At 66.0% G+C, this 12190-nt stretch carries 11 protein-coding genes; 6 read left to right on the forward strand and 5 right to left on the reverse strand.

Annotated features, from left to right (window positions below; genetic code table 11):
• Positions 1-22 precede the first annotated feature (22 nt).
• Complete coding sequence (locus EII42_RS08305) at positions 23-1006, reverse strand: ATP-grasp domain-containing protein (RefSeq protein ID WP_125171657.1); 984 nt, start codon at positions 1004-1006, stop codon at positions 23-25.
• Positions 1003-2199: a hypothetical protein gene (locus EII42_RS08310; protein ID WP_125171658.1), complete on the reverse strand. Its 1197-nt coding sequence runs from the start codon at positions 2197-2199 to the stop codon at positions 1003-1005. Before EII42_RS08310 ends, EII42_RS08305 begins: the two co-directional genes overlap by 4 nt.
• Before the next feature lie 180 nt (positions 2200-2379).
• Between EII42_RS08310 and EII42_RS08315 the strand changes: the two genes are divergently transcribed.
• The 5 genes from EII42_RS08315 (at position 2380) to EII42_RS08335 (ending at position 7596) form a co-directional block, all read left to right on the forward strand.
• Positions 2380-2985, forward strand: a complete 606-nt coding sequence (locus tag EII42_RS08315) for an acyltransferase (protein ID WP_125171659.1) — start codon at positions 2380-2382, stop codon at positions 2983-2985.
• The gene (locus tag EII42_RS08320) at positions 2982-4073 is read left to right on the forward strand and encodes a DegT/DnrJ/EryC1/StrS aminotransferase family protein (RefSeq protein WP_125171660.1); all 1092 of its coding nucleotides are present in this window, start codon (positions 2982-2984) and stop codon (positions 4071-4073) included. The genes EII42_RS08315 and EII42_RS08320 overlap by 4 nt, the downstream gene beginning before the upstream one ends.
• Position 4074: 1 nt before the next feature.
• Positions 4075-5058 (forward strand): Gfo/Idh/MocA family protein, encoded by a 984-nt coding sequence (locus tag EII42_RS08325; RefSeq protein ID WP_125171661.1) that lies wholly within the window; start codon positions 4075-4077, stop codon positions 5056-5058.
• 446 nt (positions 5059-5504) lie between these two features.
• Positions 5505-5984 carry a WhiB family transcriptional regulator gene (locus EII42_RS08330; RefSeq protein ID WP_158676454.1) on the forward strand — a complete coding sequence of 160 codons (480 nt, stop codon included), beginning with the start codon at positions 5505-5507 and terminating at the stop codon, positions 5982-5984.
• Between the two features lie 67 nt (positions 5985-6051).
• Positions 6052-7596, forward strand: a complete 1545-nt coding sequence (locus EII42_RS08335; RefSeq protein ID WP_233558326.1) for a DUF6056 family protein — start codon at positions 6052-6054, stop codon at positions 7594-7596.
• Here EII42_RS08335 and EII42_RS08340 read toward each other — a convergent pair.
• Together EII42_RS08340 and serS are read right to left on the reverse strand one after the other, a co-directional pair.
• Positions 7593-8378, reverse strand: coding sequence for an HAD family hydrolase (locus tag EII42_RS08340; RefSeq protein ID WP_125171664.1), 786 nt, complete (start codon positions 8376-8378; stop codon positions 7593-7595). The genes EII42_RS08335 and EII42_RS08340 overlap by 4 nt on opposite strands.
• A gap of 34 nt (positions 8379-8412) precedes the next feature.
• The gene (serS, locus tag EII42_RS08345; protein ID WP_125171665.1) at positions 8413-9675 is read right to left on the reverse strand and encodes a serine--tRNA ligase; all 1263 of its coding nucleotides are present in this window, start codon (positions 9673-9675) and stop codon (positions 8413-8415) included.
• 60 nt (positions 9676-9735) lie between these two features.
• On the opposite strand from serS, the gene EII42_RS08350 reads away from it, so the two are divergent.
• Positions 9736-11235, forward strand: coding sequence for a diacylglycerol kinase family protein (locus EII42_RS08350; protein ID WP_125171666.1), 1500 nt, complete (start codon positions 9736-9738; stop codon positions 11233-11235).
• A 41-nt stretch (positions 11236-11276) separates the two neighbouring features.
• Here EII42_RS08350 and pheA read toward each other — a convergent pair whose 3' ends face one another.
• The gene (gene pheA, locus EII42_RS08355) at positions 11277-12179 is read right to left on the reverse strand and encodes a prephenate dehydratase (protein WP_125171667.1); all 903 of its coding nucleotides are present in this window, start codon (positions 12177-12179) and stop codon (positions 11277-11279) included.
• Positions 12180-12190: the final 11 nt, after the last annotated feature.

Here is a 12190-nt window from a genome sequence, read left to right on the forward strand (position 1 = left end):
GTCTCCTTTTGTCTGTTTCCGGTCAGCTCCTGGTGGCCAGCCCGTCGAACTTCTGCATGATGACGCCGTCGTAGCCGAGCATGGCCCAGTCCTCCTCGTAGGCGCCGATCTGCGGCTCGTTCGCTCGACCCTCAAGGTTGTTGAGCAGCATCGAGGGGAAGTCCACGCCGCACTCGTAGGCGTGCGGGTACACGCCGCCGAACCTGGGGTTGACCTCCAGGATCGACCAGCCCTGCTCCGTCGAGAACAGGTCGATGTCGATCACGCCCCGGAAGCCGCAGCGCTTCGCGAAGTCCGCCACCAGTTCGAAAAGCGAATCGTCTTTGAACGACACCGACTTGTCGGCCGTTCCGGCGCGCATCCGCAGCTTCTTCTTGGCAAACATGGCCGCCACTTCGCCCGAGACCAGGTCGATGAAGACGTCAACGTCCACCGGCTCGCCGGGCATGAACTCCTGAACGATCAGCCCCTCGTGCTGACGCATCTGGTCGCGCAGCTCGTCGAGGGTGTCCACCCGGGCGATTCCCGCGGAGGCGGAGCCCGTGCGCGACTTGACGAACAGCGGGAAGGCCGCCCGCCCGGCCGCGACGTCGGCCTCCACCGCGTCGAGCTCAATCCACGACCGCGGGGTGGGGAAGCCGTTGTCCTCCAGCCACTGGAACATCAACCACTTATCGAAGGCCCGCTCAACCACCTCGCTGGGGGAGATCATGACGCGCGCGCCGGTGGCTTCGATCTCCTCGACGTGGCGCGCCAGCAGGCTGAGTTCCGGGTCGAGGAGGCTGAGCACCAGGGAGACCTGTTCGTCGCGACAGATCCGGATGATGGTCTCCAGGTAGTTGGGCGCGGTGATCAGCGGCACCACGTAGTGCTTGTCGGCGGCGTACAGCGCCGGGGCCAGCTCGCTGGCGTCGGTGGCGATGACCTTCCCCCGGCCCGCGAGCGCCCGCTTGAAGTAGGTCACGGTCTGCACGCGGCTGCCCGCGGTAAGGATAAGGATGTTCATAGGTCCTCTTCGCTGTAGTGGTTGCCCGCCAGATAGTGCTCGACGCCCCAACGCTCCCGCACCAGCTGTACTCTGCCGTCGGTGCGGCGGGCGTAGACCCGGGGCAGGTACTGGATGAAGAGCGGGTTGAAGGTCATCGTGTAGGAGCCCACCTTGTGGTAGACCACCCGGTCTCCCTCTGCGAGCGCGGGGGCGTCTGTCAAGGTCATCAGCCGATCGTTGTCCAGGCAGGTGAAACCCGAGATGACCTGGGGAATGTCGGTAGGTTCGCCGTCGGTCAGCAACTCGTGCTCGTAGCCTGACTTGCGGAAGAACGTATCCAGGTTGGTTCGTGATCCGTCGGTGACCACGATTGTGTGGTCCTGCACCGGTTTGACGTCAATCACGCTCGTGTGGAACTCGACGGGTACCGCGATCAGCGCCGCCCCCGGCTCGATGATCAGCGTGGTGCGGTCCGGGTTGACGTGATCCACCAGCTCTGCGCGGATGGTGGAGATGTACTCCTCCGGGCTCGGGAACTGGTCGGAGTCCCCGCCGAAGAATCCCCCACCCAAATCGATCCAATCCAGTTCGAGTTTATGCCGCGAAATGATCCGGCAAGCAGTGCGGGCGGCCGAGACGTAGGTGTCCAACGCGCGCGTCAGGCTGGTCACGTGGAGGTGCAGCCCGGCGACGCGTACCCCGGCCTCGCTCAGCTGGGCGAGCACGTCGTCGAGGTCGCCATTGTCGACGTGGAAACCGAACCGCAGCCCCTCCGCCCCGGAGGCAGTATGCCCCGGCGCGTCGCCGTCGACGTTCCAGTTGACCCGCACGCCAACGGTGTCCACCCGTCGCCCGCTGGCGGCACGCTCCAGCACCCAGCGCAGTTCGCGGCGGGAATCCAGGTTGACCACCGCGCCCGCGTCGAGCGCCTCATCGACGAGGCGGCGCGACTTCGTCGGGCCGTTCACGACGATGCGCTCCGGATGGTGGCCCACAGCGACCGCCAGATCCCATTCCTCTTCGGAGACGATTTCGGCCGGCACGCCGTGCCTGCCCATCCAGGCCACTAGCCACGGCAGGGAGTTGGTCTTCACCGAGTAGCTGAGCACCGAGTTAGGCCAGGAGTCTGCCAGAGCCTGCTTGAAAGAGTGCACCTGTCCGAGCAGCGCGGCCTCATCCACCACGAATGCCGGTGTGGTTGTTGCTGTCATCTCAATCCTTCTCGACGTCAGCTGTCATCGTAGCTACGTACCCCAACCAGGAAAAAGCTGATGCCTCAACCAAGCAACAAACGGAACTTCGGACAACCGGCTCCAGTACGAATCTTCCCGCTGGGAGCATTAGACTGGCACTGCCCGCAGCCACGTGCGGGCACCCAGACAGGAGTATGCATGGCAGAACCTCGAATCCTCCCCTCCGCAGACCTTGACGACGGCGTGTCCATCGGCGACGGGTCCTCGATCTGGCACCTGTCCCAGGTGCGCGGCGGGGCACAGTTGGGCGAGAACGTCATCGTCGGCCGCGGCGCCTACATCGGCACCGGCGTCAGCGTCGGCAACAACTGCAAAATCCAGAACTACGCGCTCGTCTACGAGCCCGCGGTACTGGAGGACGGCGTGTTTGTCGGCCCTGCGGCGGTGCTCACCAACGACACCTTCCCCCGCGCCATCAACCCGGACGGCACCATCAAGAGCGCCGACGACTGGGAGCCCATCGGCGTGACCCTCAAGCGCGGCTGCTCCGTCGGCGCACGGGCGGTGTGCGTGGCCCCCGTCACGATCGGCGAGTGGGCCACCGTCGCGGCCGGCTCCGTGGTAACGCGCGACGTGCCCGCCTACGCGCTCGTCGCGGGCGTACCGGCGCGCCGAATCAAGTGGGTGGGCCGCTCCGGTTTCCCCCTGGAGCCCACCGGCGAGAACACCTTCGTAGATCCCAAGACCGGCGACGAGTTTGAACAGGCCGGCGAGACCCTGCAGCTTGTAAAGGAAGCGAAATGACCGAACCCTTCATTCCCCCGGCAAAGCCCATCATCGGCGACGAGGAACGTGCCGCGGTGGACCGCGTGCTGCGCTCGGGCATGATCGCCCAGGGCCCGGAGGTGGCCGCATTCGAGACCGAGTTCGCCGAGCACTTCAAGCTTGGCCGCGCCTGCGTCGCGGTGAACTCGGGCACGTCCGGGCTGCACCTTGGGCTGCTCTCCAGCGGGATCGGCGCCGGCGATGAGGTCATCGTGCCGTCGTTCACGTTCGCCGCGACGGCGAACTCCGTCGCGCTGACGGGGGCCACCCCGGTGTTTGCCGACATCGCGCTCGACGACTTCACCCTGTGCCCGAAGGCCGTGGAGGCGGCGATCACTGAGCGCACCAAGGCGATCATGCCGGTGCACCTCTACGGGCACCCGGCGAAGATGGCCGAGTTGAAGGCTCTCGCGGACAGGCACGGCCTGCTGCTGTTCGAGGACGCCGCGCAGGCGCACGGCGCCTCGCTCGACGGCACCCCCGTCGGCGCCTTCGGCGAGTTTGCGATGTTCTCGCTGTACCCCACCAAGAACATGACCTCCGGTGAGGGCGGGATGGTCTCGTGCGCCAACGAGACGATCGAACGCAACGTGCGCCTGTACCGCAACCAGGGCATGTTGCAGCAGTACCACAACGAGGTCGTGGGCCTGAATAACCGCATGACCGATATCCATGCCGCCATCGGCCGGGTGCAGCTCACGAAGGTGGACGGCTGGACGGCCCAGCGTCAGGCCAACGCGGCGTTCCTCTCGGAGAACCTCGACGGGGTGACCGTGCCGCACGTCGCCGACGGCGCGGTGCACGTCTACCACCAGTACACGATCCGCGTCGCCGAGGATCGCGACGGCCTGGCGCGCGCCCTGAAGGAGGAGTACAACATCGGCTCGGGGATGTTCTACCCCGTGCCCAACCACCGGCTGAAGCCGTTCCAGGTGGATGTACACCTGGCCAACACCGAGCAGGCGGCGCTGGAGTGCCTGTCGCTGCCGGTGCACCCGTCGCTCAGCCAGGGAGATCTTGAGCGGATCGTGGCTGCGGTGAACGCGCTGGCGAAGGCAGGTGCGTGACATGCTGCGCGCTGGTCTGATCGGGTTGGGCATGATGGGCCGCCACCATGCCCGCAATCTGCGGGCCATCGACGGGGTTGATCTCGTCGCGGTGGCCGATCAGGTGGGCGACCCGCACGGCGTCGCCGGGGATCTGGAGGTGCTACCCAGCATCGACGCGTTGATCGAGGCGGGGATTGATTACTGCGTCGTGGCCCTGCCCACGGAGTTCCATGAGGAGGCTGGGCTCAAGCTGGCCGCCGCCGGGGTGCACGCTCTGATCGAGAAGCCGCTCGCGAAGACGACGGAGGCAGCCCGGTCGCTGGCCGAGGCGTTCTCGCGTGCGAACCTGGTGGGCGCCGTCGGCCACATCGAGCGCTATAACCCCGCACTTCAGCAGTTGCGTCGTCGGCTGGAGGCGGGCGAGCTGGGTGAGATCTACCAGATCACCACGCGTCGCCAGGGACCGTTCCCGAACCGGATCGCGGATGTCGGGGTGATCAAGGATCTGGCGTCGCACGACATTGATCTCACCGCTTGGGTGACCCAGCGGCGCTACGAGTTGGTGGCGGCGCGCTCAATGTTCAAGTCTGGCCGACAGTACGAGGACATGGTGTCCGCGACGTGCCAGTTGGAAGGCGGCCTGATGAGCAACCACCTAGTGAACTGGTTGACGCCGACCAAGGAGCGCCTGACGATCGTCACGGGCGAGAAGGGCATGTTCGTGGCGGACACCCTGACAGCCGACCTGACCTTCTACTCCAACGGGTCGGTGAAGCAGACCTGGGAGGACCTCGCGCAGTTCCGCGGGGTGACGGAGGGCGAGGTGCTGCGGTTGGCGTTCGAGAAACCGGAGCCGCTGCGCACCGAGCACGAGAACTTCCGCGACGCTGTGCTGGGCAAGTCTGCGGACATCGTGACCCTGGAGCAGGGCACGCGCGTCGTCGAGGTGTGCGAGGCGATGATTGAGTCGTCGAGGACGGGGCAATTCATCGACGTGCGCTAGCTCACCCGATACCGGGAGCCTGAGGCGCCTCCTGCCGGCTGGCAGGAGGCGCCGTTGCGTCTGTCGAGCGTTTTCCGAGGGCCATGCCGTCAAATATGCCTAATGAAGGTATCGGGTATTTGACTCGGGAGTACTCACCTAGGTACTCATACCCCTTTTGCGACGACCCGGAGGCCGCCCATCATCATTTCCCCTTGTCAGAGCGATTTCTCGATTCGCCGAAGACGTCTGTTGTCTGATGATGTGAGTATTTGTACTTAGAGGCGGCAGGTCGAATACCTAGAAAGAACTAGCACGGAGCCCTAGACTTTTCGGCACTTTTCAAGGCAAAACAATGGGAACCTTGTGTTGGAAACAGCACCACCCGAAAGCCGACGAGAGGGAAACGAATCATGGACGCGACGGCACCTTGCATCCAAGCCAAGGACGTCTTTCAACACCCCCTGATGGAAGAGACCCGCTCGCCCGCCAGCCGCGCAGAGCGGCACGAGATGCTCATGCTGCGTTCCCAGGCAGAGCGGCTCTGCGCCGGCTGCCCCTTCGCCGCCCAATGCCTGTCCGACGCAGTGACCAAGTTCGACGTCGTGGGCTACGTTGCCGGCACCACCCGAAAGGAACGCCACGACCTGCGGCTCCGGCTGGGCATCAGCGTTGCCAGCGAAGACCTCGACGCCTACGCAGGGGTAAACTCCGGCCGCCAGTACGACGGAGCCGAGATCCTACGTCTCCGCGCCGCCAACCCCAACCAGCCCCTCAGCATGATCGCGCAGCGCCTCGGCTGCTCCGTATCCACCGTCAAGCGCCACCTCCGCCGCATCGAGGACGGCAACTTCGTCCCCAAAAAGCCCAAGCCGATCCCCTCCCCGGAGATCATCCTCGCCACCCTGAACGCCATGAAGGGTTCCGTCACACAGCGGGCAGCCTGATTCACACGTTTCAGATTCAGCGGGCTATCTTGTGGGGAGCACTGCCCGCCACCGAAACGGAAGCCGAATGCCGTCCCTCCCCAAAGCACTAGCTTCTCATCGAGATCGCTACATCGTCGCCGCAGCCGCAGTCCTAAGCTTTGTTGCCTGGTGGTACTTGCACCGGTGGTGGATCATGGCCGGCGACGATTACCTCCTCACCACGGCGGGGGGCGACCTCGGAGGCAGATTCACCTTCTCGACATGGCTAAGGGAACTCTCCATCGATTGGACCCAACGGAACGGCCGCTTGGCTGACTCCCTGCTCCGGCTGGTGCTTCGCCCCGGGACGAGTTTCTACCCGCTGTTCGCGCCACTCATGTTCACAGCGGTGGGCCTGGCACTTGGCCTGCTGCTCAGCCGAGGCGCCGAGCGTCGAGGCCCTGCACCTTACATCGTCGGGCTCCTCGCCATCCCCACCATTCTCTGGGCCAACCCGCCCATGACTGGAGACGCTGTCCTGTGGACCGCCGGAGCCATCAATTACGTACTCCCGCTGATCGGCGTCGGGATCGTGCTCGGGAACTGGTTCACCCTTCTCGATGGCCGGGCCCTTTCCTGGCCGGCCATTGCCGCCACCGCCGTCGCCGCCATCGCAACCGACGCCCTGATGGAGGTGCCTGCAGGCACCCTGGCCGGAGCCGTGGCAGTGACAGTGATCACCCACCGACGACAGCTTGACCGCAAGGCCTGGGTACTCGCCGCCGCCACCCTAGCAGCCTTCACTGTGCACATCACCAACCCCGGGCTACGCAGCCGCAACGGGCTGATCTCGGAGGCCGCCGATGACCCGCTGCTTCTCAGGTTGCTCCGCGGAACCGCGCAGTCATCGTCGCTGCTCTGGCAACGCACCTGGTGGCTCTGGTTCGCGCTACTAGCCCTGTTGGTGCTGCTGTGGTTCCAGACCAGCGAACGCAAGGCACGCATCGGTCTCCTGAGCGCGATCGGCGCAACGACCGCCTTCGGGTTCCTCTCCCAGGTCTTCTGGCACCGGCGCTCCATCCAAGGTGACTATCAAGGCCCGTTGCCCGATCATGTGCTTCCGCACGCGATCCTGGCCTGCGCGACGATGGCCGTCGCCTTCCTCGCGGTATGGTACGCACTGGCCCACGTGCGCCACACCATCGGCTCTGCACCGCTACTTCTATGGGGCGGCTTCATCGGAAGCTGTCTGTTTGTGTTTGGCTCCGGAGTCAGTAGTCACCGGGCACACTTCGTCCCCACCCTGCTGTTGCTGTTGCTGGTCGTCCGGCTGGCCCTCGACCTGTTGACGCACACCGCGCCACACGCGGCCCGCAAACTCTGCTGGGCGCTCGTCGTCGCAATGGCAGCCACGACGGCCACCTGGTACGACCTGGCCCTCTTCGGCACCAAGCTCAACCACATGTTCGTCGAAGAGGAAATCAAACCCCGGCTGCTCGCGGCGCAGCCCGGCGGCGAAGTGATTCTCCCGCCCACGCTTCCCGCACCAAACATGAACTACTACGGAGCTTTCCTCCTCCCCCGCTACGAGGAGTCGCTGAAAACCTACTACGGGCTTCCCAGCGACGTGCACATCATCACCGGGAACTAGAACCAGCGCCGAAGCTCCTCGACAGCCCCCAACTCGTCGAACCTGCCGGTCACGTGATCCGCCACCACCCGAACATCTGCGGCCGCATCCCCCATCGCCACTCCCCGCCCCGCCCATTCGAACATCTCGATGTCGTTGCGGCCGTCTCCGATGGCCAATACGTCGCCACGATCCACCCCCAACTGAGCGCACACGTAGGCCAAGCCATACGACTTGTCCACCCCCACCGGAGCGATGTCCAGCCAAGCAGACCAGCCGACGAAGTAGGACACCTCGTGCACCCCCAGCTCCGCCAGGAGCGAGTCAAACAGCCCTTCCTCATCAGCCGCCTCCGGCTCGCGAATGATCAGCCGCGAAACCGGGCCGGATACCAACTCCTCGTAATCGACAACGTGCACGGTCCCCGACAGCTCCCCCTCCGGGAAGGGCTTGGTGCAGTAACGCTCCAGCCCTCGTTCCACCGCCAGGCGGGCGTTCGGTCGCATCCGCATCACCTTCTCCACACAGGGCCGCGGATCAAAGCGAACATCATGATGGATCACCACCGACGGGTAGCTCAGCACCATCGCCCCGTTGGAGCACACCGCCCACCCCGGGGGCAGCCCCAGCTGTTGGGCGATCTCATCCGTGCCGATCCAGCTGCGCCCCGTCGATAGCACGACGGGCACCCCAGCCGAGACAACGTCGCGCACCGCGTCGCGCACCGCGTCAGGCATTCGTCCCTGGAAATCGACCAGCGTGCCATCAATGTCGAGCGCGACAAGCTGCGGCGAAAAAGACATAACTTCCCTGAATAAGAAAATCCGACGACGCGAGTCAGCGCGACAGCTCCGCCCTACCGCCCAGGAACGGCCTGAGCGCCTCCGGGACATACACCGAGCCGTCGGCCTGCTGGTGGTTCTCCAACAGCATGATGATGATGCGGGTCATGGCGCACAGCGTGCCATTCAACGTCGCGATCGGCTTGACCCCATCGGCGAATCGGCCCCGGATGCCCAGGCGTCGCGCCTGGAAATCGGTGCAGTTCGACGTCGACGTGACCTCCCGGTAGCGCTGCTGGGTGGGCAGCCACGCGTAGCAGTCGTACTTCCGCGCGGCCGAGAGCCCGAGATCGCCCGACGCCACGTCGAGCACCTGGAACGGAATCTCCAGCGCCGTGAGGAACTCCTTCTCGAAACCCAGCAGCCGCTCATGCCAGGCGGCCGCATCGGCAGGGTCGCAGTGCACGAACATCTCCACCTTGTCGAACCAGTGCACGCGGAAGATACCGCGAGTATCCTTGCCGTAAGAGCCCGCCTCCCGGCGGAAACACGGCGAGAAAGCGACATACTGCTTCGGCAGCTCCTCCAGGATCTCGTCCGAGTGGTAGGCCGCCAACGCCACCTCCGACGTGCCCACCAGATACATGTCATCGGCAGGCAGGTGGTAGACGTCCTGCGCCGCCTGCCCCAGGAACCCGGTGCCCTCCATCGCCTGCGGCTTGACCAGGGCCGGCGGAATCATCGGCGTGAACCCCCACTCGGTGGCCTTGCTCATCGCCAGGTTCAGCAGCGCGAACTCCAGCTGCGCCCCCAGGCCCGTGAGCACGTAGAACCGCGAGCCCGAGATCTTCGCCCCTCGCTCCATGTCGATGGCGCCCAGCAGCTCGCCGATCTCCAGATGATCCCTCGGCTCGAACCCCTCCGCCGCGAAATCGCGCGGCGTGCCGTGCGTCGAGAGCACGACGCCGTCATCCTCCCCACCGCGGGGCACGCCGTCGATCACCAGGTTGCCCACCCGCTTCGCCAACTCGGTGAACCGCTCCTCGGCGAACCCGACGGCCGCCTCCGCCTCCTTGACGTCCGCAGCCAGCTGCTTCATGTCCGCCAGCAGCGCCGCCTTCTCCTCACCCTTGGCTCGGGCGACATCCTTGCCCATCGTCTTCTGTTGAGCCCGAAGGTTCTCGAACGACGCGATCGCCAAGCGGCGCGCCTCGTCGGCCGCCACCAACTCGTCCACCAGCTCAACGGATTCCCCACGGGCCTCCTGCGAACGACGGATGCGGTCGGGATCTGTGCGCAGCATCTTCGGATCAATCATGGGACAATCTTACGTCTCCTGACCGCTCGCAACGGACTCGCCAGCACGTAGGCTGAGCACATGCAGCCCAAAAGTTCCACCACCCTGGTAGCTACGGTCCTGGGCGGGCTGGCCACCATACTCTGGACCATCACCTTGCCAAACATCGACGGCTGGTGGGGCTTCACCAGGCCCGACCCGTCATCGAGTTTCGGTCAGGTCATGGTGATCATGGCCGGCGCCACCTCACCCATCCTGGTGTTCATCGGCGCGGCCTGCGTCGCCGCTTGGGCGAGCCGCCGTCGGCTATTCAACATCTCCGGCGCGCTCATCCTGGCGATGATTCTGTCTTGGGCCACCTCAACCGTCCTCAAGCCGCTAGTCCAGCAGCCCAGGCCCGACTCCCCGTTCGCCGGGATCATCACCCAGCAGGGCTTCGGCTACCCGTCGATCCACGTGACCGTGTGGAGCGCCGCAGCCGTCATGGTCGTCTCGCTCGCCTCGATCCGGCGCACCCGGCTGCTGCCCTGGCTCGTTGGCGGGACGCTCGCCGTCGCCGCCGTGGGTCTGAACCGGCTCATCATGGGGGCGCACTCCCTCACCGACGTGATCGGCGGCCTGCTGCTGGGCGTGACCACCGCGGGCGTCGCCAACCTGATCGCCGACGTGCACCTGGTCCGCGAGAAACGTTCCGGTGACCGAACCGCCGCCGTCATTTTCAACCCGGTGAAACTAGTCGACACCGAAGCCTTCCGCAGCCTGGTGGACAACCTGCTTGCCGAGCAGGGCTACGGCGACGTTTCCTGGCTCCCGACGGAGGCCGAGGATCCCGGCGTCGAAATGGCCAGGCGGGCGCTCGCCGCCAAAGTAGACCTGGTGCTCGTCGCGGGCGGAGACGGAACCGTGCGCGTCGTGCTGGGCGAGTTCGCCGGCACCAGCCAGCGTGTCGCGGTACTGCCCGCCGGAACGGGCAACCTGCTGGCGCGCAACCTCGAAATCCCGCTCGACCTGGAGCTAGCGCTGCGCACCGCAGTCAACGGCCGCGTCACCCCCATCGACATCATCCGCGTCGACCTGCCCGACGGCCCCCAGCTGGCTGCGGTGATGGCCGGCATCGGACTCGACGCCAACATCCTCGACAACACCGATGAAGACCTCAAGCGGGCCATCGGGCCGGCCGCCTACATCGTCGCGGGCGCCAAACGCCTGGTCGGCGAACGGATGGGTGTCACCATCACCCTCGACGACGCCGAGCCCGTGCACGCCGAGGCCACCCTGGTGTCCGTCGGCAACGTCGGCGAGCTGCAGAAGGGCGTGGCGATCATGCCTGACGCGAGCGCCCAAGACGGCCTGCTCGACGTGCTGGTCGCCACGCCGAACAGCACACTGGAAACCGCCCAGATGATCGCTGAACTCTTCGACGCCGAGGGCGGCAACCACGTCGCCCGCTACACAGGCAGGCGGGTGCGGCTGCAGATCGACGGGCGGGCGCTGTGCCAGATCGACGGAGACGTCGTCGGCGAGGTGTCCGACGTCACCTTCGAGGTTCTCCCCGGTGCCGTGCAGCTGGTGCTGCCCTGAGGTTTGGCACACCCGCCGCCCCGCCCCGGGCCCAGGAGCGCTCAGCCCTCGGCGACCGTCTTCAGCCAGCGGTTGGCCAGCTCATACGACTGTTCGGAGAACCGTTCGTCGAGCGTGGGCGGCCGCTCGTCGGCCCGCGGGTAGGAACCCAGAAAGTACACCCGGGGGCACACCCGAGCCAGGCCTTCCAACGTCTCCGCCATGCGCCGCTGCCGCACGTGCCCCTCGGCGTCAATCGAGAAGCAATAGGAGCCCAGGAGGGTCTTCGTGGGGCGCGACTCGATACGCGTCAAGTTCACCCCACGCACCTTGAACTGCTCCAAGATCTCCAGCAATGCGCCCGAGCGGTCCTCGTCCAGGTAGGCGACGATCGTGGTCTTGTCCGTCCCGGTCACCGGGCCGGGCGCGCCGGCCGCCGACACCTCCACGAACCGGGTCACCGCCCCGGTGTTGTCTTCGATCGGCCACGCCAGCTCACTCAGCCCGTAGAGCTGCCCGGCCACGCGCGCGCAGATGGCGGCGTCGAAGCGCGACTCCGGCCGGGCGACCTCCAGGGCCGCACCCGCCGTCGAACCCGCCTCCGTGACCTGGGCACCAGCCAGCCCGACCAGGAACCTTCGGCACTGCGCGGCCGCGTGCCCGTGTGTGAGCACCTGCCGGACGTCCGCCAGCGCCGTCCCGGGACGGGCGTACAGCCCGAAGGACACCGGAACCAGGATTTCGCGGCGGATCATGAGCGGCGAGCCGTTGATCAGCTCGTCCAGCGTGGCCGACACCCCGCCCTCCACCGAGTTCTCGATGGGCACGACGGCGGCTGTCACCTCCCCGGAGCGCACGGCCGCCAAGGCCGCGGAAACCGAACTGTACGGGCGGGCTTCATCGTCGGTGATGCTCAGCAACGCCTGGTGCGTGAATGTGCCTGCGGGGCCGAAGTATCCGTGCATCGCCCCAGCGT

Source organism: Tessaracoccus sp. OH4464_COT-324 (assembly GCF_003932855.1).
Lineage (GTDB): Bacteria > Actinomycetota > Actinomycetes > Propionibacteriales > Propionibacteriaceae > Arachnia.

Coding starts and splice junctions, on each gene's coding strand:
- EII42_RS08315 (WP_125171659.1), top strand. CDS start 2,380: ATGGCAGAACCTCGAATCCTCCCCTCCGCAGACCTTGACGACGGCGTG.
- EII42_RS08325 (WP_125171661.1), top strand. CDS start 4,075: ATGCTGCGCGCTGGTCTGATCGGGTTGGGCATGATGGGCCGCCACCAT.
- EII42_RS08330 (WP_158676454.1), top strand. CDS start 5,505: ATGGAAGAGACCCGCTCGCCCGCCAGCCGCGCAGAGCGGCACGAGATG.
- serS (WP_125171665.1), bottom strand. CDS start 9,675: ATGATTGATCCGAAGATGCTGCGCACAGATCCCGACCGCATCCGTCGT.
- EII42_RS08335 (WP_233558326.1), top strand. CDS start 6,052: ATGCCGTCCCTCCCCAAAGCACTAGCTTCTCATCGAGATCGCTACATC.
- EII42_RS08310 (WP_125171658.1), bottom strand. CDS start 2,199: ATGACAGCAACAACCACACCGGCATTCGTGGTGGATGAGGCCGCGCTG.
- EII42_RS08305 (WP_125171657.1), bottom strand. CDS start 1,006: ATGAACATCCTTATCCTTACCGCGGGCAGCCGCGTGCAGACCGTGACC.
- pheA (WP_125171667.1), bottom strand. CDS start 12,179: ATGCACGGATACTTCGGCCCCGCAGGCACATTCACGCACCAGGCGTTG.
- EII42_RS08340 (WP_125171664.1), bottom strand. CDS start 8,378: ATGTCTTTTTCGCCGCAGCTTGTCGCGCTCGACATTGATGGCACGCTG.
- EII42_RS08350 (WP_125171666.1), top strand. CDS start 9,736: ATGCAGCCCAAAAGTTCCACCACCCTGGTAGCTACGGTCCTGGGCGGG.
- EII42_RS08320 (WP_125171660.1), top strand. CDS start 2,982: ATGACCGAACCCTTCATTCCCCCGGCAAAGCCCATCATCGGCGACGAG.